This is a genomic window from Acinetobacter sp. OYA S30, assembly GCF_033599315.1.
Lineage (GTDB): Bacteria > Pseudomonadota > Gammaproteobacteria > Pseudomonadales > Moraxellaceae > Acinetobacter > Acinetobacter baumannii.
Map to the genome: position 1 here is coordinate 25881 of NZ_JAWVAV010000003.1, position 25776 is coordinate 51656.

Below are 25776 nucleotides of genomic sequence, written 5' to 3' on the forward strand. Positions count from 1 at the left end.
TATTCCTAATAATAGATTTACTAAGTTAATTCTTTTTTACTATCAAATTGAATGAAAAATATATTAAAAGAATAGCGACATTTAAGTCGCTACTCTTATAAAAAACGTTGCTTTACTCATGCTATATCAGGGTGTTTATCAGCAAGTTTTTGACGTTTTTGTTGAAGCTCCTGAATTTTCTGATCAATATTTTCAATTTTCTGTTCAATAGTTTCATGAAACTCTTCAAGTAACTCTTGTGCTTCCTCTATATTGTGAGCAATAGGCACGCCCCCGATTAAAGGCTTATTGGCTGTTTCCTTTAAATACATTGCAGTAGCAATACCTACCACCCCGCAAATCATCAAGTAATAGGCTGGAACCATCAGATTGTGGGTAGTTTCAACCAGCGTTGCGGTAAGAGTTGGGGTTAAACCAGCAATAACCACTGAGAAATTAAAGGCAATACCTAAAGCGCTATAACGGATTTCAGTTGGAAATAAGGCAGGTAAAGTTGATGCCATCACTCCTATAGACATATTGAGAGATAAAGCAAGAATAAGTAAGCCTATAAAAATTTGATAATTTACCCCAGAGTTAAGTAATACAAAGGCAGGATAGGACAAGAAAATAAGAGAAAAGCTTCCAATAAAAATAAATGGGCGACGTCCGAACTTATCACTCAAATAACCAATCACAGGTTGTACAAATAACATGCCAACCATAACCGCAATGATAATAAGTGCACCATGTGCTTCTGAATAGCCTAAGTTATGCGAAAAATAGCTTGGTAAATAAGTTAGCAACATGTAGTAAGTAACGTTAGTACTGATTACGAGGCCAATGCACACCAATAAACTACGCTTATGTTTAACAAAAATTTCTTTGAAACTAAATTTTTGAGGTTTGCTTTTTTGTGCTTGTTGCTCTGAATGCTGTTGATATACAGGGGTTTCTTCAAGGCGGTTTCGTAAATATAAACCGATTATGCCCAGTGGTAGAGCGAGAAAGAATGGAATACGCCAACCCCACTCGGCAAAACGTGCCTCACCCACGGCGTGTGTGATCAAGGCGACAGTTGCAGCCCCAAGTACAAAGCCGGCTATCGATCCAAAATCAAGCCAGCTTCCCATAAAGCCACGTTTTCGGTCTGGAGAATATTCAGCTACAAAAATCGCAGCACCTGAGTATTCACCACCAATGGAGAAGCCTTGTACAATTTTTACGATGAGTAAAAGAATAGGTGCCCATAAACCGATTGTTTCATAAGATGGAATAAGGCCAATACCAAAGGTACTGATGGACATAATAATGACAGTAATGGCCAGAACTTTTTGACGTCCGTATTTGTCACCTAAATGTCCAAAGAAAAGACCACCTAATGGACGGAAAATAAAAGGTACTGAAAATGTAGCAAGCGCGGCAATCATTTGCACGCTTGGTGAAGCATCTGGGAAAAATACTTTACCGAGAACGTATGCCACATAACCATAAACTCCGAAATCAAACCATTCAATTGCATTACCTAATGCAGCTGCAGTAATCGCTTTTTTGGTTTTTTCGTTCTCGATGATATTGATATCATCAATCTCAATAGGTTTTACTTGTTTTTCAGATGTGCGCATATCTAGCCTAAGAATTGAATCTCAGTATTTAAAGTGAAAATATACGGTTTTAAATACTGAATTAAAAAATTGCAGAATAAAGAGACAGAATAACGATAAGTTACTCAAGAAAAGGGAATTAAGAGGTGTTCTCTTAATGATCAACAAGATAGCAAAAGAGAACTAATTATTTGTTTATGTTAGAGTTTTAAATTGTGGAGAAATTGTATGGATAAAGTTACATAAGTTTACTTAGTGGTAAAACTGAATTATGGGGGAAAAAAATTATATAAAAATTGATAAAAGACATGAGATTAGCTAAAAGTTAAGCACTATTTTTTGAGCTTAAAAGGCCAAGTTTTTTTACTTTTCATATACAAAAACTGAACTTGCCTTATATCAGGTTTTCATTAATCAAACTTCGTTGCTTCAGGGATTGACTCTAAATAATCAAAAAATTGTTGAATCTGTTCTTCAGTTACACGTGCTGTAGAAATCGGGGCCAATTCATCTCTACCCAAGAAACCGATATCTACCTATGTAACGTTGATAAGTATTTTATACACTCCAATTTAACAATAGATTTTAATTATTTATCCTTACTTTTTTAATGATCTAATTTAAAACAAATGTCATTTTGTGTGCTTGACTGTAATAGGGCAGGGCACTATCCTTTGCCTGCTGGCCTACATTGCCAGCCGGCTTTGACAGGCTGATTTAGACCGCATCAGAGTTATTTCTTCTGAGGAATAGTTCTGTGTGTAAGCTTCTCGTCTCCTCCCGTAGCGGTAGGACGGGAGAGGGACACCTTCGGGTGTGCTGGCGTCTAACCAGTCTGTCAACCTTCTCTCGTTCTGCCACCATAATCATTTGACAGTGATTCGGTAGAACTTCTTTAGACATGAGGAGTTTTCTATGCGTACTATTTCTTCTTATTCATTGGCCTTTGCCAAATTCTCTCTATTTATACCGCCTAAACAGTCATTAAAACGGCTCACTAGACCGTAGGTTTTCTACGCCTTAAGTATCGTTACGACTCAAAATCATAGCAACAATAAACCCGAGATAAGCGAGCACACCATTTTGTGCGGTTTTCGCATGCCTGTATTTAGCACTCATTTTAAGAGTGACGGCATTTTTATCTCTTTTTACATACAACAAAAAATTATTTTAAGCGGTATACATGAAAAATTTAGGCACTTCATTTAGAGCATTACACGTGCTCTACATAGCATCGGATTTATTTAAACAATACGGGTTTCATAAGGTTGGGGTAGACCGAATTATTAGCGAAACTAAAATTTCCAAAGCTACTTTTTATAACTACTTTCATTCAAAAGAACGTCTGATTGAAATGTGCTTTCTACTTCAAAAAGACACATTAATGGAAAAAGTAAGAGTGGAGATAGAAACGACTCACTATTCAACTTTCGCTCATAAACTCAGGCAAATCTATCACTTACATGCCAATTTAAAGAGCGCTTATTATCTGTTGTTTAAAGCAATTTTTGAAATTAAAACAAGTTATCCTACAGCTTACCAAACGGCAATACGCTATAGACGATGGATTAAAAATGAAATTTTCTGCCTGCTTATGGAAACTAAAAAAGCCGTTTCATATGCCGAAGCGGAAATTTTTATATTTATGATAGATGGGGCAATTTTAGGACTTTTGACTTCAGACAGAGTCGAAGAACAAACCAAGTTGTTAGATTATTTTTTAGTGAGGGTTAACTAAATTTATTGAGCTAAAGAATCAGTATTTTAGAATGAATTAACTATCTTTTTATTTTAAAATAATGATTTCTTAATTAAAAATTAACATGATTTATCTTTTATTTTATTGCTCTAGATTTTAAAAAGGACAAGTTATTTAGACTGAAAACTCACCAAATACTAAGAAAAAGTGAGTTTATAAAATCTGAAATAAAAATAGATGAAGACTTAACAATATAAATTTTTGGAGAAATTCGTGGATGATCATCATTTAAAAAGAAAAGTCGGCACGCTTGAAATGGTCGTAGCCATGCTGCTTTCAGGGAGTATTGGTCTATTTGTGATTAAGTCAGGTCAATCACCCGTTAATATTGTATTTTTCCGTTGCCTTATTTCAGCGCTATGTTTAATACCGATTTGTTACTTCTATGGTCATTTTAGAAAAGTATACTTCGGTAAAAAAGAACTGTTTTTAATGGTGACTTCGGGCCTTCTAATTATTTTTAACTGGGTTCTATTGTTTGCCGCTTTTCCTAAAACTTTTATTTCTTTAGCGACGATTGTTTATCACGTGAACCCGTTTGTCATTTTATTTTTAGGGGCTTTGGTCTTTCACGAAAAGCTCAATAAAAATGATGTGCTATGGACCATCGTTGCTTTTATAGGGCTAATCGTGATTATAGGCTTAGGCAGTGCTTCGGTGAACTCTAATGAGTTAGTCGGCTTGGGGCTGGTTCTTATTGCCACAACACTTTATTCAATATCGGTATTAATCACTAAAAAATTAAGTAATACACCGCCTTTATTAATTGTATTTATACAAACTCTGAGCGGGGCCATTGCCATGACTCCATTTATGTCGGTTTTTGAAAACCCGCCGATCGGTCAACAATGGCTGTTTGTGGTCGGATTGGGAGTTTTGCATACCGCATTTCTCTACTATTTAATGTATTCGGCAATTAAGAAAATACCTTTAAATAATATTGCGATCTTATCTTTTATTTATCCAATATCGACCATAGTAATTGATTATTTCTTCTTTGATCATGTGTTGACGAGTACTCAAGTTTTAGGTGCAGGTTTAATTTTATTAGGCGTATTGGGTGTGAAGTTGCATTGGAATATTTTTGCGTTGAAGAGCGCCTAATTTTATTCAAATACAATATCCATTTAATTTTAAACGTGTTAAAAGCTCCTTTGAGAAAAGGGGCTTTTAGTTCTTTTTCTTTTATTTAATAAAATAATTCATTGATACAGTCACTAATTTTTTCTTGAAGAAATGAGATTAGTTTGGCACATTGCTTATAAATACTATTTTAGGCAAGCGTTATAGCAAGCAGTTATTAGCACAGTAAAACGATAAATCTTAGAGTATAACTATGAAGCTTAAAGAATTAGCAGGTTGTGAGGAGTGCGATACCGTCTATCGTAGAGTCCCGCTTGCTTACGGAAAAAGAGCTTATTGTGTCTGCTGTGGTGCAGAGCTTTATCGGCATACCAAGCCTTTTACTACATTGTTAGCTCTAATTTTAACGGCCCTCATTGTATTTGTTATTGCCAATAGCTTTCCCATTGTCAAAATTGAACTGCAAGGCAACATATCCGAAACCACTTTACTGGGTGCCGTGTGGGTAATGTTTCATTACGATCGGGCATTTGTCGGTGTTCTTATTTTAATTACTACATTCATTGTGCCACTTACATATTTGTTATTGCTGGGCTATGTACTCGGTACGGTCAGTATATTAAAGAAACGCCCCCAATTTTTAGTCGGTGCCTTGCGAACACTTTATTTTATGAGAGTATGGGGAATGGTTGAGGTGTTCCTGATTGGAATTCTGGTCACGCTTGTAAAATTAATGGGCATGGTTCTTGTTATTCCGGAAATTGCTCTATGGGCATTTGCGGTCTTGAGCCTATTAATGGTTTATATTACTTCCGTAAAGGTGAGTGATATATGGAATGAAATTGATAGGTCACAGCCATGGCAAAAATAAAAAATGTGACTCCTGAAAAAATCACAAATACCAATATGATTTTAAAACAATATCCAAGAGCCAAAGATCTTTCACTGATATTGTGTCATTGCTGTGGGTTATTGAATTCTTCAAAAGTAAATAAAACTGATGCTCATAAAAACCAATTTCTCCGCTGTGTTAGATGCCATAGCGTTTTGCACGAGCGTAAGCCGGGAAGTTTAAATCGTACCTTCGCTTTAGTGGTAGCTGCGACCATTCTCTATATTCCTGCAAATGTACTTCCTATGACGGTAACTGACTCTCTTTTGGGCCGTCAGCAAGATACCATCATGAGTGGGGTAATTTACTTTTGGCAAAGTGGAGACTATTTGGTATCGGTGGTCATTTTTATGGCGAGTATTTTTATTCCGATGCTAAAGCTTCTTATTTTGTATTTCCTGTTGTTGGTTGTATATATACAGTCATCCGCGGCGTGGAAGTTTGCACCGGAGCAATGCATTAAACTCTACCGCATTGTTGAATTTGTAGGGCGCTGGTCCATGATTGATGTGTTTGTGGTAGCCTTACTTACCGCTCTTATTCAAATTCAATCACTTGCAACTATTTTAGCGGGACCCGGTTCAATTGCTTTTGGTGCGGTTGTGGTTTTAACCATGTTTGCATCTTTAAGTTTTGACCCACGTATTATTTGGGATAATTTTTATGCATCTCAAAATACAAATAAACCTAACCGTGTTTCTTCGGAAAAAAACACAATTATTCAGGCAGAACACTCGCCTTTGAATAATGATTCCATTAATCCCAGTCAATAAAAGAACAATGAGTATGTCTGAAAAAAAAACAACCAGTGAGACCTCAGATCATCATGAAACAGATGTTGAACTGGAAAACATGAATGATTTACCAGAACCCCAAGAAAAGAAAAATCGGTGGAAGCCTCTACTAATCTGGATTATTCCGCTTATTGCGCTGCTGATTGCGCTTTCTTTGGCGGTGAAAGCATTACTTTCTAATGGACCAACCATTGAAGTATCTTTTCGTACTGCCGAAGGTTTAGTCGCAGGTAAAACAACAGTACGCTATAAGCAGGTAGACATTGGGGTGGTACGGCAAATCGATCTTGCAGAAGACCGATCTCACATTATTGCGCGCATTGATTTACGTAAGGATGCAAGTAATTTTGCTGCTCAAGATTCACGGTTCTGGGTAGTGCGTCCACGGATTGGGACAAGTGGGGTTTCAGGCATCGACACTTTATTATCGGGTTCATATATTGAAGTGGATGGCGGGAAATCACCCGAGAAAAAACTTGAATTCACAGGTCTGGAAATACCGCCAGTAATTACGTCCGATGTGCCGGGTAAAGAGTTTTTCTTGAAAGCCGATGATTTGGGATCTTTAGATATTGGTTCGCCAATTTATTACCGAAGAATTAACGTAGGACAAATTACAGCTTATAAGCTATCTGATGACGGTAAAAGCGTAGAACTTCAGACGTTTATTCGTGCGCCGTACGATAAATTTGTAACGACTGACACACGTTTCTGGCAGGCAAGTGGTATTGATGTAACGTTAAATGCTTCAGGCTTTAACTTAGATACTCAATCGCTTGCAAGTATTGTTGCTGGTGGTATTGCGTTTGGTTTCCCTGAAAACTCAAATGCGACTGTTGCTGCCAACAAGAGCCGTTTTAATCTTTGGGACTCAAAAGCTGAAGCATTAAAAGAACCGGATGGTCTACCGCGTGGCGTGATTATGTACTTTGATCACTCATTACGTGGTTTGGCTGTGGGTGCGCCAATTGACTTCATGGGTATTGAAATTGGTAGCATTAAATCAATTAATGCAGAGTTTTATAACAACTATAAGCAGATTCGCATGCGTGTTGAGGCAGTGATTTATCCTTCACGCGTTGAAAACGGCCAAGCACTCAATCCAAACAGCGACATTTTCAAAGATTTTGTTGAGCATGGATGGCGTGCCCAAATGAGAACTGGCAACCTCTTAACGGGTCAAAACTATATTGCTTTAGATAAGTTCCCTAAAGCAAAACCTGCCACTCTACAAATCTTGAATGATGGCCGTGTGGTAATTCCAACCACTGCAACAGAGTTAAGTGGTTTACAGGCACAGGTTTCCCAAATTGCTGATAAGTTAACAAAATTCCCACTAGTCGAAATTGGGCAGGATGTTCGCAAAACGCTTAAGAATATGAATACAGCCATTGAGTCTACCGACAAGCTGGTTAAACAGTTGGATGGTAAAGTTGCTCCTGGTTTACAAGCAACCTTAGACGATGTTCGTAAAACTGTAAGATCTTCCGAGTCTATTTTGTCGAGCGATGCGCCGTTACAACAAGACGTACGTAAAGCACTACAACAAATGACTCGTGCGGCTGCGTCATTACAGTTAATGGCAGACTATATTGAACAACATCCTGAATCTATTATTCGTGGTAAGAGACCAGAGGCCAACGATGAAAAATAAAAAGAACCGATCATTGCAACACTCTAAAGTAGCCAAATGGCTGCTTGGGAGTGGAGTGCTTTTGACAGCGATAGCCATGACAGCATGTTCTAGTTCACCAACACCAAACTATTATACGCTTACACCTAAAGTGACTCCGGTCTCGAACTCGACCGTGCAGGTGATTGAGGTCTTGCCGGTCGGGATTCCAGATCGCTTAGACCGTGCGCCACTGGTGCTACAAGACAGTAATGGTAAGTCGACGGTACTTGATAATGAGCGCTGGACATCGACTTTGGGTACACAATTACGCGATACCTTATCGGCTGGTTTGCAACAAAAACTTGGAGCAATTGACAGTTATAGCAGTGGGCTTTCTGGAAACAATCAGCCTCTATATCGAGTTTCTACTGACTTTTCTCATTTTGATATTGTAGATAATAGCAATATCAACGTTGCCGTATCTTGGGTAGTGAAGCGCCAAATACCGCCCACTCAACTAGAGTCAACGAATCCTAAAGTAATCTCGAATAGAGGAGCGCAGCTCAATTGTAGAATTGCGTTTAAACAGCCGATTGATCAAAAAGCTAAAAAAATGGAAGCAATTGTAGGTGCTTCAAATGAAGCGATGAGCCAAATTATTAATACCATCTCTTCTTCAATTGTGGCGCTAGATTCAAATAAAAAATCGATTATTAGCAATGGTGTCTGTTCGTAAAACGCATCGTTTTTAATCAACCCCTTTATTTGTACAACAGATAAAGGGGGTTTTTATTTTAGTTGCCTCTATAGGTTGAATAACCGTAAGGGCTAAGTAGTAACGGAATATGGTAGTGATTTACGCTTCCATCGACTTTAAAAATTACTGGAACCTCGGCAAAAAAAGTTTGTTGTTTGTTCTTCTTAAACCAGTCTTCAGTTTTAAAGGTAACTTTATAAACTCCTTGCTCTAGTTTTTTATTTTCTGGATAGAGCGCAGTAATACGACCATTTGAATCGGTCACTTGCTGGTTGAGTTTAACCCACTGGTTATTGGTATTTTTTTCTAAAACCACTTCAACCTGAGAAGAGGGCAAACCCGTCTCTAGGTTTAACACATGAACACTTAGTGGATTAGTTTGTGCAAATGTAGCTGAAGCTATAAATAATGAAGATAAAGCAATAAATGATTTAGTCATGATGAACTCCTTATGAACGAAAAACGGTTTCAATGGCTTTGCTTGCGCATTGATTGTCATTTTGTGCGCCGCCAGCACCTGCAACCCCAATGGCTCCGATCACTTGGTTCTCAAAACGGACAGGTACGCCACCGCCTAACAAAAGTAAATTTGCTACGGTAGTTAAATTTTTTGCATCGGGGTTTTGGTTACTATTTTGGCTTAAAACTAAGGTCGATGTTTTGGTAGATAACGCGGTATAGGCTTTTTTCTCGGCAGCCATTAAGTTATGCGGGCCCACCAACTCATGCCGTTCGGCAGTTAATGGATTACCACCGCGATCTACAACAACAACCGCAATGTTTTGATTTAATTTTTTGCATGCCTCTTTTGCACTGTCGGCTAGCAGGTGGGCAGTTTGAAGATCTAACGAATAAACTTGATTCAAAGCAGGGGGCTGTGCAAAAGTACTACTACCGAATAGCATGGCTGCTAACATCAGCCAGTTCAATTTTTTCATGATGATTGCCTCTATGTCGCTTTGAAAATCTTAAACAAATTGCTTAATTTCAAGCATGACAATCACATTACAAAGTTGTCATCTTTCAAATGAGTCTCTACAAAATGCGTATCCTTATTATTGAAGACGAGATCAAGATCGCCACTTATTTGGTCAAAGGATTAAAAGAGTCTGGATATCAAGCGGAGTGTGTTCACTTAGGGCTGCAAGGTTTGGAAATGCTAAAGAGAGATCAATATGACTTGCTTATTCTTGATGTCATGCTGCCAGACATAGACGGCTGGAGCGTATTACAAGTCCTACGCCAGTTTTCAAAAATTCCGGTGATTTTTTTAACGGCGAAAGATCAGGTGATGGATAGAGTGAAAGGTTTGGAGTTGGGAGCAGATGATTACTTGGCTAAACCCTTTTCCTATATTGAACTGTTGGCACGCATTAAAAGTCTGTTAAGACGACAGCAATATCTGCAAGAAAATGAGTTGTCTATTAGTGATCTAAAAATGGATATGGTTGGTCATAAAGTATGGCGTAGTGGCAACTTAATTGAGCTGAGTAAAACCGAATTTAATTTGTTGCGTTATTTGTTGCTCAACAAAGAGCAAATTGTGACGCGCAGACAAATTGGTTCCGAAGTTTGGAATATTAACTTTGACACCGATACCAACTTTATTGACGTCGCAGTACGCCGTTTACGAAGCAAAATTGATGAGGGATATGAATTAAAACTTATTCATACCATACGTGGCTTGGGCTATAAAATTTCGGTTAGTTCATGAACTTTAAATTTGTGCGTTCTCTTGAAGTCCGTATTACATTACTGGTCACGCTTTGTTCTGCCTTAATTTTATGTTCAGTCGGCTTTATGACCTATTTGGGTATTAACCAGATTTTGTTAAAGCAGCAAGATAAAGCTTTAGCAGACAGAATTAACCGTTTGGAAATTTTGCTGCAAGATAGCGAAAATGTAGAGCAAATCATTGCGCGGCCTAAGCTGTATCAAAACATGCTTGGCAATCAAGACAACTTATTTCTTTTTATTCATAAAGACAAAACTTTAATTAATATCAATCCGCTTCACATTCAACTACCTCCGCTTGCACAGCGCGACAGTCTTCAATTTCAAGATTTAGCTAACAACTCATATCCAACGAGAATTGCGTGGAAAACCATAAAAATTAATAACGAACCTTATCTGCTCATTGCAGGTAAACAATGGTCGGAACGCATTAATATTCTTTTACCTTTTCAAGAAAGTCTCTTGATCTATGTGGTCGGGGGCGTGTTTGCGATCTTTGTGCTTTGCATTTTAGTGTGTCATTTAGGTTTAAAGTCGCTACAACAGCTTCGCAAGCAAACTCATTCTATTAACGTAAATCAGCTACAAAAACGGTTAAACCTCCCAAATACACCTTTAGAAGTTGATCTGCTTTCAAAAGATATAAACCACATGCTTGAGCGTATTGAAAAGGGCTATACGCAGCTCAACCGTTTTTCTGAAGATATCGCACATGAGTTCCGCACACCTTTAAATAATCTGATTGGGCAAACTGAGATTGCTTTAACTGGTGAACGTTCGGTTGAACAATATGAAGATTTACTGGTTTCTCATTTAGATGATTATCACAGATTAAAACGCATGATTGATAGCATGCTTTTCTTGGCAAGAGCCGATCAGAAAATGGTGCTTGTAAATAAACAAGAAATAAACCTCCAAGATGTTATGGATAGGTTATGCCAGATTTTTGAATATCAGGCCGAGGAACAAGACTGTCATTTTAGTTTTAACTTAGAAGCTCAAACGTTATTTGCAGATCCTGAGCTTTTTCAAAGAGCCGTTTATAACCTGATTTTAAATGCGTTGGTTCACGGTGGTGACAAGCGAACTATTTATATCGCAACAAAACATAAGATGATTGAGCATAAGCAATGGGTGAGTCTGACTGTGGTCACGGGTGGTATTTCAATTGCTGAACATCAACTTGAGCATCTTTTTGAAAGATTTTACCAATGCCACGCAAGTCGAAGTGATGAGAATCAAACAGGTGGATTAGGTTTGTCGATTGTTGCTTCAATTCTGGATCTACATCATGGCCGCTATCGAGTTTATAACACGGTTGAGGGTGTGTGCTTTGAGCTTGATTTTCCAGTTGCAGATGCACTAAAGAAATACAATTAAATCCTTATTAATGTTGCTTAATTTTTAAAATTCACACTTTGTTCACAGCCCTCTGACGTATGTTTAAACGTATGAAATAAACAGAAGAGGGCAATCATGAAATTATTATTTAAATCACTTGTCATCAGCAGCAGCCTTGCAGCGGTCAATTTAATGCTTCCTTTGAGCACCTTTGCAGACACCAATACTAAACCTGTCGCTGTTGATTCTATTGATATTAATAAATACGCAGGTAAGTGGTATGAAATTGCGCATTTACCGATGTTTTTTCAGCGTAATTGTGTAGCAAATACAACTGCAAACTATTCTATTAACGCGGACAAAACCGTTGGTGTTTTAAATAGCTGTACGACAAAAAAAGGCGAAATGATCTCATCTGAAGGAGTTGCTTATCCGCAAAATGAAGGCAACAGTAAATTGAAGGTGAGCTTTTTACCTTCTGGTCTTAGATGGATTCCTTTTACAAAAGGCGATTACTGGGTTTTAAGAGTTGACCCAAATTATCAGGTCGCTTTAGTGGGTGGTCCAAGCCATAAATATTTATGGATTCTTTCTCGTAGCCCTCAACTTGATGAGGCGACATATCAATCTTATCTGCAAACCGCGAAAAACTATGGCTACGACGTTTCTAAACTCGTTAAAACAACACAATCTAAATAGTGAAATTCTGGTTGCGTAGATGCTTATATTTATCTCGTAACCGAGTGAACTTCACATAAAATTCATTGCGCATTTTCTAAATTAGAACCAAAAGAAATGCTTTAGATCAGGAAGAATCAATGTCTAAATTTTTTCTGCGCTGGATCGATAGCTGGTCAGATTCAGAAAATGCGCAAGTGGGTGCTTCTAGCGAATATGTCATTGAAAAGAAAATTCAATGGTTAAGAATTATTCCTTTTATTTTATTACATATCGCTTGTTTAGCTGCATTTTGGGTGGGCGTATCTTGGTTTGCTGTGATCTTCATGCTGGGGTTTTATTTTCTTCGCATGTTTGCAATTACTGCTTTTTTCCACCGCTATCTTTCGCATAAAACTTTTCAGACATCACGTATTGTTCAATTCATTTTTGTACTGATCGGAACCATGAGTGCGCAGCGCGGACCTTTATGGTGGGCAGCCCATCACCGTTATCACCATCACTTTACCGACACCGATCAGGACCCGCATTCAGCAAAAGCAGGCTTTTGGTATTCGCATGTAGGCTGGTTTTTAAATGAGCAAAATTTTGCTACTCGAAAAAAAGTCATTAAAGACTGGTTGAAATATCCAGAGCTGATTTGGCTAGACCGATTTAGTTTGCCTATTGTGATTTTGACGGCCTTAGCAATTTATGGATTAGGTTCATGGCTTGCACAACATTTCCCTGAGTTGGGCACCAATGGTTTACAGCTTTTAGTGTGGGGATTTGTGATTTCCACTGTTCTATTAACACATGCAACCTTGTGTATTAATTCACTCGCTCATCGTTATGGTTCACGTGAGTTTAACACCCCAGATGATAGCCGTAATAACTTCCTACTTTCTTTAATTACCTTGGGTGAAGGATGGCATAACAATCATCACTTTTACGCAGGCAGTGTGCGTCAAGGTTTTTATTGGTGGCAGATAGATATCACTTTTTATGTGCTCAAGCTGATGTCTTTATTTGGTTTAGTGTGGGGCCTAAAGCCCGTACCAGACAAGGTTTATCAATATAAAAAGATTAAAAACCTATCGATAGAAAAAATTGAAAACGGTGAAGTGTTATGAAAATTGCCATTATTGGTTCAGGTATATCTGGACTTTACGCAGCTTGGAGATTGTCAGAACAACATCAAGTCACTGTGTATGAAAAAAATAACTATTTTGGCGGTCATACTGACACTCACGAGCTAGAGATAGAAGGCACTAAAGTCGCGGTAGATAGTGGTTTTATTGTGTTTAACGACTATAACTATCCGTTATTTACTGACATGCTTAAAAAATTAGGCGTAGAAACTCAAAGCAGCGATATGAGTTTTTCGGTGAATAATCTGGTCAGTGGACTTCAATATAACCCTTCAAAAAAATGGTCGCTCTTTGCCCGTCCGCAGAACTTTTTAAACCGAAAATTTCTGCAAATGCTCTCAGATTTGCTGCGTTTTTATGATGACAATAAAGATATAGATGTGGCGGATATCGATCCTAATTTATCGATTGAAGAGTATTTGGACCTTCACAAATATAGTCATGAGTTTCGTTATGAACATCTTTATCCGATGTGCGGTGCCTTATGGTCGGCACCCGTTGAGCAGGTAGGCCAAATTCCATATCGATTTGTCGTGAGCTTTTTTCAGCATCACCGCATGTTACAGTTAAAAGAGCGGCCGCAATGGCAAACGGTTAAACACGGTTCAGCAAGCTATATTCGTGCTATTCAAAAGAAATGCCCACCCATTGAGTGGAAATTTGCAGAAGTAAAAGCTGTGAGCCGTTCACCAGAAACAGTTTTAATCGAAACCGTTGAAGGGCAAGAGCAATATGACTGGGTGATTTTTGCAAGCCATGCTGACGATAGCCTAAGTTTAATTAAAGATGCGTCAGAGCTTGAACAAGAAATATTAAGCCAATTTGGTTATCAAGATAATCGAATGGTCGTTCATCGTGATCTTTCAATTATGCCTAAAAGCCGTTTGCAGTGGGCAAGCTGGCATGTACATGTAACACCAAAATCTCAAGTCCAAAACGATGAGGCCGACATACATTATGGTTTTACCTACTGGATGAACAATTTGCAGAATTTATCCTGCGCTACGCAAATTTTTTCTACTTTAAATCCGAATATGAAAATCAAAGCCGAAGACATCTTGGTTGAGCGGCAATACCGGCATCCCGTATTTGATGCAAAAGCGATTCAAGCTCAATCTCGTTGGCACGAAATTAATGGTCAAAATCGGACTTCATTTTGTGGAGCATATTGGGGCTGGGGCTTTCATGAAGACGGCGCCCGCAGTGCGGCACGTGTTGTTGAGCAACTCTTAGCGTTATAAGAATAAATAAGGAGCTATCAAATGTTATTAAATAAACTTGCTATCGCTCCTGCGCTTATTCGTCATCGGCGTTATAGCCCTAAACCGCATGAGTTTACATCGACCTTAAATTATTTATGGTTCGATCCAGATCAATTAGTTGATATCACAAACGATTGTTCACTCTGGTCGACGGATCACTGGAATGTATTAAAACTATCTAAAAATGATTTTTTAAACATGTATCACGGTTCTATAAGGGATAGAGTAGAGAAAGCGATACTGCAAAATAATCACTTACACCTTCGGCCAGACTGGCAAATCAGAGTGTTGGCTTTGCCTCGTTGTTTGGGCTTTCGGTTTAATTCGGTCGTATTTTATTTTGTTTTAAATAAAGCCGGAAAACCGCTCTTTATTCTTAGTGAAATCACCAATACTCCGTGGAATGAACGAGAAGTCTATACACACGACTGTATAAAACAACAAGGTCAGGTAGGTGATTACCAAAGTTTCGATTTTAACTTTGAAAAATCATTTCATGTTTCGCCATTCATGCCCATGCAGTTGACTTACCGTTGGCGATTTAGTTTTTCAGATCAGCAGAATGTCATTCACATGCAGCTTTTTGAAGAGCAGAAACAAGTCTTTGATGCCACTATGCGTTTTGAGCTTGTGCCCATCACATTTCCTTCACAGCAATATCGATATGCTCTTATAAACAGCCTAGCGCCTTTTAAAATGTTGTTTTCAATATATTTAGAGGCATTTAAGTTGTGGCGAAAAAAAGTTCCATTTTATCGTCATCCTAAAAAGATCAAGGTAGATAAGACATGATAAAAACATTTCTTTATGGTGAAGATGACTCACTGCCGTTATTGCTCAAGAGTCTTCTCAAACTACGTCATGGACAGATCACTTTTCAGGGCGCGTGGAATGGGACGGTCGGTGAAGTTTCAGACTTACATGCTGTGATTGAAGTTCACAATCCTTTATTGATGGATCTCATTTTAAAAAATGGTGTTTTGGGAGCAGCAGAAGGCTACATCCGTGGTGACTGGAGCAGCGAGCACCTTGTCGAGTTGATTCAGATCTTGGCACGTAATCGAGCTGTATTGGACCAAATCAACCAGAATGTTATTGCTCAAGCGAGCCAGTTTTTTCTTAAAGCGTGGTATCAAAATCGAAAGAACTCTATAAGTGGTAGCCGTAAAAATATTGCCGAGCACTACGACTTAAGCAACGACTTTTTTAAATTATTTTTAGATCCATCTTTAATGTATTCGAGCGCCGTTTTTGAAAATGAAAACATGACTCTCGAAGAAGCATCTGATTTAAAAAAAGAGATCATTTGTAAAAAGTTAGATTTAAAACCACTAGATCATTTAGTTGAAATTGGAAGTGGATGGGGTGGTTTTGCCATTTATGCAGCTCAACATTATGGCTGTAGAGTAACCACCATTACCATTTCACAAGCTCAATATGATGAAGCCGTTACTCGTGTAAATGAAGCTGGCTTGGCGCATCGAATTGATGTGCAACTTGAAGACTACCGTTTGCTCGAAGGCAAGTTCGATAAGCTGGTTTCAATTGAAATGGTTGAGGCAGTTGGTGCGCAATATTTATCGACATACTTTGATCAATGTAAAGCACTCTTAAAACCGAAAGGCTTGGCATTTATTCAAGCCATTATTATTGAAGATTTCCGATATAAAAAAGCATTAAATACAGTTGATTATATTAAGCGCTATATTTTCCCAGGTAGTTTTATCCCTAGCGTGAGTGTGTTGACTCAAACCGCCTCTGAGAGTGGTTTAAGGTTAAAGCATTTAAATGATATTGGTTTAAGTTATGCGCACACACTTCATCACTGGCGAGCGCGGTTTTTAGCAGCGCGGGAACAAGTATTGGCTCTAGGTTTTGATGAAAACTTCATTCGCATGTGGGATTTTTATTTATGTTATTGCGAAGGTGGTTTTAAAGAAGGCGTGATAAGCAATGTTCACTTGTTGTTTGAAAGTACCAGTTACTAAATCAAACAGCTCAAGTAAGGAGACTGCTCATGTTTTGGAATTTACTGATTCTAGATTTAATGATCATGTTGCTGAGCTGGCTACTTGCCACTCTAAATGGCAGAGCTGGAATTGTAGATGCGGCATGGAGTTTCTGTCTGGCAGTAAACATTATCGTGTCTTCTTTACTCATTTCAGTTGCCCCAGTTGAAGTGCGTCTTTTTATCGGTATTTTTAGCGGCTTATGGTTTTTAAGATTATTTTGGCACCTGTTAAGACGTTATCAATCTGAACAAAAAGAAGATGGCCGTTACGCGAGCATGCGTAAAGCGATGGGTAAGTTTCAGCATATTGGCTTTTTATTCTTTTTTATCTTTCAAACACTTTTAGTGATTTTGTTCTTTTTACCGATGTGGACGCTACTCAATGTAGAGGCAACTGAATGGAGTAGTGGATATAAAGTCGCTTTAGTAATTGCTGCTGTCATCATGGCAATTGCTTTCATGGGAGAGCAGCTCGCTGATCAGCAGTTATACCGATTTAAATTAAATCCAGATCATCATGGCAAAACGATGGATCAGGGTTTATGGCGTTATTCACGTCACCCCAATTATTTTTTTGAATGGTTACACTGGTTTGCCTATCCAATTATTGGTTTAGCGGCAGGCCAATATGTATTGTGGATTTATCCGTTACTGATGTGGCTATTTTTATATTACGTCACGGGTATTCCATTTAGTGAAAAACAAGCAATTAAAAGTCGCGGTCAAAATTATCTTGATTATCAACAAAAAACATCAATGTTTATTCCGCGAAAACCAAAAAAATAGGTGCGTATATGGATTTTATTGTTCATCAGTCTTTGAAAATTGTTGAAAGTGGTGTGATTCCAGATCATGCAATTCGAGCTGCAATTCGAGCTTTAAGTAAAAAGCGCTTAATCCAAGAAGGCCGTTATGACCCTGAACAAGGGGCGCATCGCTACATGGATGTGCTTAATATGCTGAAGAAGAGCGAAATCGCGGTTGAAACGGATAAGGCAAATGAGCAGCACTATGAATTGCCGACCGAGTTTTTTCAGGCGGTGCTTGGAAAAAGACTCAAATATAGTGCGTGCTATTTCCCGACTAAAACGACAACTTTAGATCAGGCAGAAGAGTTGGCTCTTCAGATTTATTGTGAAAGAGCACAACTTAAAAACGGTCAACAGATTTTAGAGTTAGGCTGTGGCTGGGGTTCTTTAACTTTGTGGATGGCAGAAAACTATCCACGCTCACAGATTACTGCTGTTTCAAATTCTGCAACGCAGAAAAAGCATATTCTTCGGCAAGCAGAATTGAGAGGTTTAACCAATGTTGAAGTGCTTACCTGTGATGTGAATGTACTCGACTTGGACCAAGACAAGTTTGATCGTGTTGTATCGGTCGAAATGTTTGAACATGTTCGTAATTACCAACTTCTTTTTGAAAAAATTCAGGGCTGGTTAAAGGCAGACGGCTTACTTTGGTGTCATATTTTTTGCCATCGCTTTTTACATTATCCTTTTGAAGTGAAATCAGATTATGATTGGATGTCCAAGTATTTCTTTACTGGTGGTTTAATGCCTTCGACTTCGACTTTTTTGCATTTTCAAGAGCATTTAGAGTTGACCCAACAGTGGCAATGGTCGGGTGAGCACTATATGAGAACGGCAAATGCTTGGCTTGAGAATATGGATAACCAAGAAGTCGAACTGAAACCACTGTTTAAAAAAATCTATGGAAAAGATGCCAATATTTGGTGGCAACGCTGGCGTATTTTCTTCATGGCTTGTGCTGAGCTATTCGGTTTTGAGCAAGGACAAGAATGGGTCATTGGTCACTTTTTATTTAAAAAGCGATCATAGTAATTTCTATAGCCTATCCCGGCGATAAAGATATGATAAGAACTCGACATGATGGCAAAACGAGTCATCCATTAGCCCAAATGTTCAATCGATATTACTGGTTGCAAATTGGTCTGATTGCATTATCGATCGTGGTCGGGTTGGCTTGTAGTGCTTGGGTGATTAAGGGTTCTTTACTTAAAACCGCTTTAGAACAGGAAATGGAGCATTACTGGTTACGTATAGAACGTAACCCAAATGCTGATTTACCAGATACTAAAAATTTATATGGATATCGGTGGAATACACAGGTCGCGCCTCAACCTTTTCGGGGCATGCATTTAGAAAGTGGCGTGCACCGAGTATTCGTTGATGGTAAAGAACGAATGACGGTCTATGGTGAGCGTAATGGTCAACATGTTCTATTGGTATTTGGCGAAAGCAATGTTAATAAGCTGATCTGGTTATTTGGTCTTGCTCCACTCATGTTCAGCTTATCTGTTCTATATAGTTTTTTGTGGTGGTCAAACCGAAGAGCAAGACGCTATTTTTCCCCAATTACGCGTTTAGCAAATGCTTTAGAAAATATTGATTGGGCACATCAAGACACTCAGGCATCTCCTTTTAGAGATATTAATACCAATGGCAATATGGAAGCCGAATATCTCAAACAAGCTTTAGAAAAATATCATCAGGTTTTAAGTGATTTTATTCGACGTGAAAGAGAATTTACTGGAGATGTGAGCCATGAGTTACGCACTCCACTCACCATTTTGAAAGGTAATGTACAACTGTGTCAGGCGAAATACGGAGACGATAAATCTTTAGTCCGTCTTCATAACACAATTGAAGATATGCAGTTGCTCGTCGATACCTTACTGGCGATTGCTCGGAATACGGTAAAAAGCTTGCCGTCTGAGAAAAATTTATTATCCAAAACGGTAAAAGATCTTGTTGAAAGTTTAGAAGCGGTGAGCGCGGGTAAAGGGATACAGATTAATATTCAACCTGATGTTTCTGAACAGCCGCGTTGGTTATATCCTTCTATGACTCAAATGGTTTTAGGTAATATTTTACGTAATGCGCTGAACTATTCTCAAGGCTCACAAATCGACATTATTCAACAAAAAAACAGCCTGATTATTGCTGATAATGGAATTGGAATTTCTTTACCTAACGATGTGAAAGTGCAAGAGCTCAGCGATTCGCAACTTTCCTTAAAGGCTAAAGGTCATGGCATTGGTTTGCAATTGGTACAAAAGCTTTGCAAACAACTAGGATGGAGAGTGGAGCTGTTTGATCGACAATATTATTTAACCACTCATCCTGAACTCGATTTGGAGCCAACCACAGGCTTAATTGTTGTGGTCTATTTAAGTTAAGTCGCGGAATCTTCCAAAGCAATTTTTAAACCGACACCTGCCACTGTATGTAATAGCTTTGGGTCAAAAGGTTTATCAACCATTTTTCTTAAGTTATAGATATGACTGCGTAACGCATCACTTTCAGGCTCTTCGTCGCCCCATAATTCCATCATCAGTTCTTGCTTGGTCACCACTTTTGGAGACTGGCGCATCAAAATTTTTAATAGTTTGAATTGAATAGGGGGTAACTCGATATTATTTCCAGCACGAACCACGGTTTGAGTTGCGCTATCAAGAATTAAGTCGTGAATTTGAATTTTATGGTGAGTGACTTCGCCAGCTGCTCTTTTTATTAATGCACGAATCCGCATCACTAGTTCATTAAAATCAAAAGGTTTTACCAAATAATCATCTGTTCCAGCGGTAAAACCTTTAAGTTTGTCATCTAAAGTATCTCTTGCTGTGAGCATAAGAACAGGAATATCAACGCCTTGTTCGGTGCGTAGCCAGTTGCATAGGTCATAACCCGAGCCATCGGGCAAATTTATATCTAGCAACAAAAGATGATAATGCTGAGATTTGAGAAAAGTCCGTGCAGCCTCTAAATTACGTGCATGATCGACAACATAACCATGCACTTCAAGAAATTCGCAGACCGTTGCTGCAAGTTCAAAATGGTCCTCAACCATGAGGATAAAGTGATTACCCATGAGATTTTATTAAGCCATTAATTTAATAATTGTTGTTTTAATTTAGCATTAAACGGTTCACTACCAAACCAGATTTTAAAATATTGATTTGCATTCGGATTGTTCAAAGAACCGAGTAGCTTCTGGTTTAATTTCAGTTCTAGTTTTTGATTTTCATGTTGATAATAGAGACTATAAAGATCTCCACTCTTAATTGGCCTATATAGTTCATTAATATGATTAAGCGGAGATTTAGCATCAAAGCCGCTAACATTTTTCTTCAAAAAGTGCGTGGCTGCGCGTTTAAATGCCCATTCGGGAATATCGCGGTTATAGCTAAAGTCCATTTTGATGCTTTGGCTTTGCCAATTTTTTTGGCAATCTTCAGCAAAGTAACTGACATTTCCCACCTTTTTACTCGTAACCATTAAAGGTGCTGAACTGCATTTTTTCAATTCAGCCGCATTGGCTTGAGATACGATTAAGATTCCTAGAAATATCAAGATTCGACTTTTTTGAACGGCAATATCCATTTATATACTCCTCCAAATATGGGTAAAGAACGGTAGAGGCCATTCGCTGGATCCCAATAATCTTGCTGGAAAATAATTTTTTGTTGGTCATTAATCTTAATTTGACTAATTCCATAAGAAGCCATCGTTTTTGAACGACCTAGCATTTTAAAGTCATAGGTCATGTACCAATGAATGTAGGCTGTATCTTGGTGATGAGTTGCACTAATGAGTTTTACCGTGACATTATTCACTCGGGCATTCATGCCTTCAAAATGCTTAATCAGATCTTTCTTTTGAGAGAACTGCGAGAGTGTATCGTTGATATAGAGCTGATCAGCGTAAAGATTGCTAGCATTATTAACAAAAGAAGGAGTACCGAGCGTATTAAATGCAGCGACAAAACGATTGCCCAGATCTAGCGCCTGTTGGTCATCTAATTCTATACCAGTAATTTTTTGTTCAGCTTTGCCATAGTCACCTGAGTAGCTAGGCACACTTTTACACGCCGTTAAACCTGCCAAGGTAATCAGCCCTAGGGCTGTAGTTATAATTTTCATGTCTATATCCGAGCCAACTTTATAAGATTAAATTAAAGAGCTGGTCGTGAATTTTGCGTGAATTCTTATGTTTTATGATTTGGGTTTAATAGTGGTTTTCTTGAAACCAATAGATCTTCATTCACTTAAAGTTTTTTAAGGTAATACGTTATTTTTATCGAAGAAATGACAGGTCTTTTTTGAAAAAGATAACATCCATATTCATGTAACTAGATGAATTTGTTTTTTCAAAACCAAGTTTATTTAATAGGTTGTGGGCAGGTAAATTATCTTTTTCTGAAAAAGCGATCACATGCTTAAAGTTTCGACTTTGCATGTCTTCTAGTAACTTAAGTGAAGCTTCAACAATATAACCTTTATTTCGCTCAGTTTTAATAAGTCTAAACCTAGTTCAGCTTCTGTCTTGCTATCAACCTCACAAGTTTCAAAACCACAATAACCAATAATTTTATGGGTATCTTTTAAAACGATAGCCATCTTGCCAAAATTATGATTTTTATAGTGCTCCAAAATTTCTAAAAAACGATCAGTTGCTGCCTCAGTTGATAAGGCACCATGAGGTGAAAAAGCCATAAAATCTTTGTCTTGAAACATCTCCAACATAATAGGTAAGTTTTCTTCAAGGAATGGCCGTAAAATTAAACGTTCTGTTTCTAACATAGAGTTCTTATTAAATAGTTTAAAAAATTATAGCTTATAAGATGAATAATAATTCAATAAAGAAAGCAATTTTATTCTAGCTGCGCTTTACCCATAAGAGATATAGATAAGTTTTGCATAAATAGAAGGATTCAATAATGAAAACAATCGGCTTATTAGGCGGCATGAGCTGGGAGTCTACAGCACTTTACTATCAACAAATTAATAGAATGGTTCAGAACAAGTTAGGGAAACTACATTCAGCCAAAATCATTCTAAATAGTGTCGATTTTGAAGAAATAGCAGTATTACAATCGAAAGGTTTGTGGCAAGAAGCTGGAGCCTACTTAGCTGAGCAAGCACAAAATTTAGAAAAAGCAGGGGCAGACTGTATTTTAGTCTGTACTAATACCATGCATAAGGTAGCACCTCAAATTGAAGATGCCATTACGGTTCCATTTATACATATTGCTGATGCCACAGCAAAAGAAATTTTAAGTCAAAATATCCGAAAAGTTGCACTGTTGGGGACAGCTTTCACCATGGAGCAAGACTTCTATAAAGCCAGATTACAAGATCATGGAATTGAGGTGATTATTCCAAATGATGCAAATCGGAAAATAGTACATAGCATTATCTATGACGAGCTTTGTTTAGGTGTGATCAACCCCGATTCGCAAAACAAGTATATGACCATTGTTGAAGAGTTGATTGAGCAGGGTGCCGAGGGGATTATTTTGGGGTGTACCGAAATTTGTATGTTGATTGGTGATATCAAATTTTCTGTGCCTCTATTTGATACCACCACCATTCATGCGAAAGAAGCTGTAAATTTTGCATTAGAGCAAAAAACGGCAGCCCGTTCTATTGCTGCTAGTTCGGTATAAATACTCATCAGCTTTTAATTTATTCTGAAATAGGAACGTATCACAGCCCAATTTGTTGACAGCCAGCAGATAAGTGAACCCGCCGTGACCATGGCTGTACCTTGCCAAAAACTGATTGATAACTCTGTCTGTAAAACCAGCATGGCAAGTAAAGATGAAATGATTGGGGTAAAATAAGAAGCAACCACCAGCATGGTAATGTTGCCATGAATAATGCCAATATTCCATGCTGCATAACCGAGGCCAATTGCAGCAGAAGCAACGATTAAAGATAAAATTGTATTTAAATCGAGTGAAGGCAAACTCACTTGGCCGCTAAAAAGCAATTTTAGCCATAAGGTTATGGCAACACCAAGAAAGAAAATAGAAATAGGGTTTTGTCCTTTACCCATTTTCTTGGTCAACACACAGTAAAAAGCCCAAATAATGGCACCTATAAAGGCCAAAACATAACTTAAAGGATTACTATGAAAATTATCGACAACACTACCTAAACTAAAATCTCCGTTCCCGGTCTGAATAAAAATGATACCGGAAATTGAAATGAGTAATCCTAAAATAATAAACACATTAAATTTTAACTCTCTAAAAATAACAAAAGCTAAAACAGTCAGGCTTGGCCAAAGGTAGTTCACAATACTTACTTCAATCGCTTGTTGCGCCGTCTTTGAATAGGCAAGTGCAAACGAAAAGCAAAGCTCATAAGCAATAAATAAAATTGCCCCTAAAATTAAGTATTTTTTAGAAATTAATTTAAAATTTGGCACCCTAAAAATAATGAGCAGGAGTAAAGCACTTAAGGAATAGATCAGCGTAATGCCAACATCTGGACCGATTGCGGTCGTAATATGTTTTACAAAACCCACCATAGAGGCCCACATTAGGATGGCACTTAAACCAATCAAAGTTGCTAAATTTTTTGACATAAGAAATAAATGAACTTAATTGAACACCTGAGCTACAGTGAAAGTTAAAAATAATTAAGGTAAGTCAGGGTAATGGAATTTTTAATTAAAAAATAGGCACAATAAACCAAATTACTTAATAAGTATTATCAGCCAACATAAATACTTTGGGTAATTAAACTAAATGTCAGGTATTAATTTATAGCTAAGCATTAGGGTAAGCTAAACCTCTAGAAAACACCCAGTTATGTATTAAAATTTTAAAAATATAGACTGTAATGCTCAGTACAGTTAAATAAATCAACTATAAGTCTCTCTTCTAAAGCATTACCCTGTGTTTATTGCGAAAAAATAATAAATGGAGATAAAAGATGCTTACACGTTTTTTACTGCCGATTTTGGGCACTACCGTTTTAGTTACAGGCTGTGCTTCTTCCTCTCAATATCCGATTAACGAGAGTTATGGTCCGGAACCAAAGTTGCCTGAACCGAAAACAAGCTTATTTCCAACCGTAAATATAGCACCGGCACAAGGTTGGCCAAGTGGTGTTATGCCGACTCCGGCAGAAGGTTTAAAAGTAAAAGCATTTGCTAAAGGACTTGAGCACCCACGTTGGCTTTATGTGTTACCAAATGGTGATGTGCTGGTGGCTGAAACGGATGCTCCGCCTAAACCTGAAGACAGCAAAGGGATTAAAGGCAATATTATGACCTTCGTAATGAGACGGGCAGGGTCATCTCATCCAAGTGCAAACCGAATTAGTTTACTCCGTGATACGAATGGCGATGGTATAGCTGACCAAAAAACGGTATTCCTTAAAAACCTAAACTCACCGTTTGGTATGGCACTGGTAGGTAATCATTTATACGTTGCCAATACGGATTCACTCATGCGTTTTCCTTATCAAGAAGGTGAAACCCATATTACTTCAACTGGTACTAAAGTATTGGACTTACCGGGTGGGCCTCTAAACCACCATTGGACCAAAAATGTTATTGCCAATCGTGAAGGGACAAAGCTCTACATTACCGTTGGCTCCAATAGTAATGTGGCCGAAAATGGTCTAGATCAAGAAAAAGGCCGTGCACAAATTATGGAGTTTGATATTGCAAGTGGTCAGTCACGTCCATTTGCAACAGGACTGCGTAATCCAAATGGTATGGCTTGGCAACCTCAAAGTGGCAAACTTTGGACAGTTGTAAATGAGCGCGATGAAATTGGTAGTGATTTAGTGCCCGACTATATGACGTCGGTACAAGATGGCGCTTTTTATGGCTGGCCTTATAGTTACTATGGTCAACACTTAGATGTACGAGTCAAACCACAAAATCCTGACATGGTGGCTCGAGCAATTAAACCAGACTATGCTCTAGGTAACCACACTGCTTCGTTAGGTCTTGCATTTTATACAGCCGAACTCATGCCACAATTTAGAGGCGGAGCATTTATTGGACAGCATGGTTCTTGGAATCGTAAACCACATAGTGGATATAAAGTCATTTTTGTGCCATTTAGAAGTGGTCAGCCCTCTGGTCCACCGCAAGATATTTTGACAGGGTTTTTAAGTGAAAAAGGCAAAGCGTATGGGCGTCCTGTCGGGGTAGCAATTGATTTTTCGGGTGCAGTATTAGTCGCAGATGATGTTGGTAATACAATATGGCGTGTTTCACCAGTTGCTGAAACAACTTATGAGAGTCCAACCCAGCAATCCATTCGTAGTTCAGTAACTCAACCTTAAAAAGGTTGGGCAAAATAGGTTT

25 protein-coding genes and 2 pseudogenes are annotated in these 25776 nt (G+C 38.2%); 18 read left to right on the plus strand and 9 right to left on the minus strand.

Going from position 1 to position 25776, the window contains the following annotated elements:
• Positions 1-116: 116 nt before the first annotated feature.
• Both proP and R5R67_RS02310 read right to left on the minus strand, forming a co-directional pair.
• Positions 117-1604 carry a glycine betaine/L-proline transporter ProP gene (gene proP / locus R5R67_RS02305; protein WP_001260521.1) on the minus strand — a complete coding sequence of 496 codons (1488 nt, stop codon included), beginning with the start codon at positions 1602-1604 and terminating at the stop codon, positions 117-119.
• Between the two features lie 389 nt (positions 1605-1993).
• Positions 1994-2116 (minus strand): annotated as a pseudogene (locus R5R67_RS02310) (ADP-ribose pyrophosphatase); the annotation flags it as partial.
• A gap of 650 nt (positions 2117-2766) precedes the next feature.
• Here R5R67_RS02310 and R5R67_RS02315 point away from each other — a divergent pair.
• The 6 genes from R5R67_RS02315 to R5R67_RS02340 all read left to right on the plus strand — a co-directional run bounded on the left by R5R67_RS02315 (position 2767) and on the right by R5R67_RS02340 (position 8462).
• Positions 2767-3321: a TetR/AcrR family transcriptional regulator gene (locus tag R5R67_RS02315; protein WP_000792948.1), complete on the plus strand. Its 555-nt coding sequence runs from the start codon at positions 2767-2769 to the stop codon at positions 3319-3321.
• 234 nt (positions 3322-3555) lie between these two features.
• Entirely contained in the window at positions 3556-4446 is an 891-nt protein-coding gene (locus R5R67_RS02320) for a DMT family transporter (RefSeq protein ID WP_318754741.1), read from the plus strand.
• A 232-nt stretch (positions 4447-4678) separates the two neighbouring features.
• Positions 4679-5296 (plus strand): paraquat-inducible protein A, encoded by a 618-nt coding sequence (locus R5R67_RS02325; protein WP_000768111.1) that lies wholly within the window; start codon positions 4679-4681, stop codon positions 5294-5296.
• Positions 5284-6090, plus strand: coding sequence for a paraquat-inducible protein A (locus tag R5R67_RS02330; RefSeq protein ID WP_001062698.1), 807 nt, complete (start codon positions 5284-5286; stop codon positions 6088-6090). Before R5R67_RS02325 ends, R5R67_RS02330 begins: the two co-directional genes overlap by 13 nt.
• Before the next feature lie 7 nt (positions 6091-6097).
• The gene (locus tag R5R67_RS02335; RefSeq protein ID WP_002040619.1) at positions 6098-7765 is read left to right on the plus strand and encodes an intermembrane transport protein PqiB; all 1668 of its coding nucleotides are present in this window, start codon (positions 6098-6100) and stop codon (positions 7763-7765) included.
• Positions 7755-8462: a membrane integrity-associated transporter subunit PqiC gene (locus R5R67_RS02340; protein ID WP_000791368.1), complete on the plus strand. Its 708-nt coding sequence runs from the start codon at positions 7755-7757 to the stop codon at positions 8460-8462. The genes R5R67_RS02335 and R5R67_RS02340 overlap by 11 nt, the downstream gene beginning before the upstream one ends.
• Before the next feature lie 58 nt (positions 8463-8520).
• Here R5R67_RS02340 and uraH read toward each other — a convergent pair whose 3' ends face one another.
• Together uraH and R5R67_RS02350 are read right to left on the minus strand one after the other, a co-directional pair.
• Entirely contained in the window at positions 8521-8922 is a 402-nt protein-coding gene (gene uraH / locus R5R67_RS02345) for a hydroxyisourate hydrolase (protein WP_000167347.1), read from the minus strand.
• Positions 8923-8932: 10 nt separating this feature from the next.
• Positions 8933-9400, minus strand: coding sequence for a GlcG/HbpS family heme-binding protein (locus R5R67_RS02350; RefSeq protein ID WP_085941192.1), 468 nt, complete (start codon positions 9398-9400; stop codon positions 8933-8935).
• A gap of 125 nt (positions 9401-9525) precedes the next feature.
• Between R5R67_RS02350 and R5R67_RS02355 the strand changes: the two genes are divergently transcribed.
• The 10 genes from R5R67_RS02355 to R5R67_RS02400 all read left to right on the plus strand — a co-directional run bounded on the left by R5R67_RS02355 (position 9526) and on the right by R5R67_RS02400 (position 19841).
• Positions 9526-10197: a heavy metal response regulator transcription factor gene (locus tag R5R67_RS02355; protein ID WP_001221365.1), complete on the plus strand. Its 672-nt coding sequence runs from the start codon at positions 9526-9528 to the stop codon at positions 10195-10197.
• Complete coding sequence (locus R5R67_RS02360) at positions 10194-11597, plus strand: heavy metal sensor histidine kinase (RefSeq protein ID WP_001009557.1); 1404 nt, start codon at positions 10194-10196, stop codon at positions 11595-11597. The genes R5R67_RS02355 and R5R67_RS02360 overlap by 4 nt, the downstream gene beginning before the upstream one ends.
• Positions 11598-11693: 96 nt before the next feature.
• Complete coding sequence (locus R5R67_RS02365; protein ID WP_000770554.1) at positions 11694-12257, plus strand: lipocalin family protein; 564 nt, start codon at positions 11694-11696, stop codon at positions 12255-12257.
• 119 nt (positions 12258-12376) lie between these two features.
• Positions 12377-13348 carry an acyl-CoA desaturase gene (locus tag R5R67_RS02370; protein WP_000032710.1) on the plus strand — a complete coding sequence of 324 codons (972 nt, stop codon included), beginning with the start codon at positions 12377-12379 and terminating at the stop codon, positions 13346-13348.
• Entirely contained in the window at positions 13345-14607 is a 1263-nt protein-coding gene (locus R5R67_RS02375; RefSeq protein ID WP_000684184.1) for an NAD(P)/FAD-dependent oxidoreductase, read from the plus strand. Before R5R67_RS02370 ends, R5R67_RS02375 begins: the two co-directional genes overlap by 4 nt.
• A 21-nt stretch (positions 14608-14628) precedes the next feature.
• A complete protein-coding gene (locus R5R67_RS02380) occupies positions 14629-15420 on the plus strand; it encodes a DUF1365 domain-containing protein (protein ID WP_000925860.1) in 792 nt (263 codons plus the stop codon).
• Complete coding sequence (locus R5R67_RS02385) at positions 15417-16616, plus strand: SAM-dependent methyltransferase (protein WP_000598001.1); 1200 nt, start codon at positions 15417-15419, stop codon at positions 16614-16616. The genes R5R67_RS02380 and R5R67_RS02385 overlap by 4 nt, the downstream gene beginning before the upstream one ends.
• Positions 16617-16645: 29 nt before the next feature.
• The gene (locus tag R5R67_RS02390) at positions 16646-17425 is read left to right on the plus strand and encodes a DUF1295 domain-containing protein (RefSeq protein WP_000498735.1); all 780 of its coding nucleotides are present in this window, start codon (positions 16646-16648) and stop codon (positions 17423-17425) included.
• A gap of 8 nt (positions 17426-17433) precedes the next feature.
• Positions 17434-18480: an SAM-dependent methyltransferase gene (locus tag R5R67_RS02395; protein WP_000345898.1), complete on the plus strand. Its 1047-nt coding sequence runs from the start codon at positions 17434-17436 to the stop codon at positions 18478-18480.
• Between the two features lie 32 nt (positions 18481-18512).
• The gene (locus tag R5R67_RS02400; RefSeq protein ID WP_016653888.1) at positions 18513-19841 is read left to right on the plus strand and encodes a sensor histidine kinase; all 1329 of its coding nucleotides are present in this window, start codon (positions 18513-18515) and stop codon (positions 19839-19841) included.
• On the opposite strand, the gene R5R67_RS02405 is transcribed toward R5R67_RS02400, so the two are convergent.
• The 4 genes and pseudogenes from R5R67_RS02405 to R5R67_RS02420 form a co-directional block, all read right to left on the minus strand.
• On the minus strand, positions 19838-20533 hold the full coding sequence (locus R5R67_RS02405; protein ID WP_000526534.1) for a response regulator transcription factor: 696 nt from the start codon (positions 20531-20533) through the stop codon (positions 19838-19840). The genes R5R67_RS02400 and R5R67_RS02405 overlap by 4 nt on opposite strands.
• A 17-nt stretch (positions 20534-20550) precedes the next feature.
• Positions 20551-21045 carry a chalcone isomerase family protein gene (locus R5R67_RS02410; RefSeq protein WP_000350280.1) on the minus strand — a complete coding sequence of 165 codons (495 nt, stop codon included), beginning with the start codon at positions 21043-21045 and terminating at the stop codon, positions 20551-20553.
• Positions 21012-21584: a nuclear transport factor 2 family protein gene (locus R5R67_RS02415; protein WP_000692363.1), complete on the minus strand. Its 573-nt coding sequence runs from the start codon at positions 21582-21584 to the stop codon at positions 21012-21014. Before R5R67_RS02415 ends, R5R67_RS02410 begins: the two co-directional genes overlap by 34 nt.
• Before the next feature lie 154 nt (positions 21585-21738).
• Positions 21739-22244, minus strand: a pseudogene (locus R5R67_RS02420) (GNAT family N-acetyltransferase).
• 137 nt (positions 22245-22381) lie between these two features.
• Here R5R67_RS02420 and R5R67_RS02425 point away from each other — a divergent pair.
• Complete coding sequence (locus R5R67_RS02425) at positions 22382-23110, plus strand: aspartate/glutamate racemase family protein (RefSeq protein WP_000848617.1); 729 nt, start codon at positions 22382-22384, stop codon at positions 23108-23110.
• Positions 23111-23124: 14 nt separating this feature from the next.
• Here the strand turns inward: R5R67_RS02425 and yddG are convergent, their stop codons facing one another.
• A complete protein-coding gene (gene yddG / locus R5R67_RS02430) occupies positions 23125-24036 on the minus strand; it encodes an aromatic amino acid DMT transporter YddG (RefSeq protein ID WP_000042007.1) in 912 nt (303 codons plus the stop codon).
• A 350-nt stretch (positions 24037-24386) separates the two neighbouring features.
• On the opposite strand from yddG, the gene R5R67_RS02435 reads away from it, so the two are divergent.
• Positions 24387-25754: a PQQ-dependent sugar dehydrogenase gene (locus R5R67_RS02435; RefSeq protein WP_000957810.1), complete on the plus strand. Its 1368-nt coding sequence runs from the start codon at positions 24387-24389 to the stop codon at positions 25752-25754.
• The last annotated feature ends 22 nt before the right edge of the window (positions 25755-25776 follow it).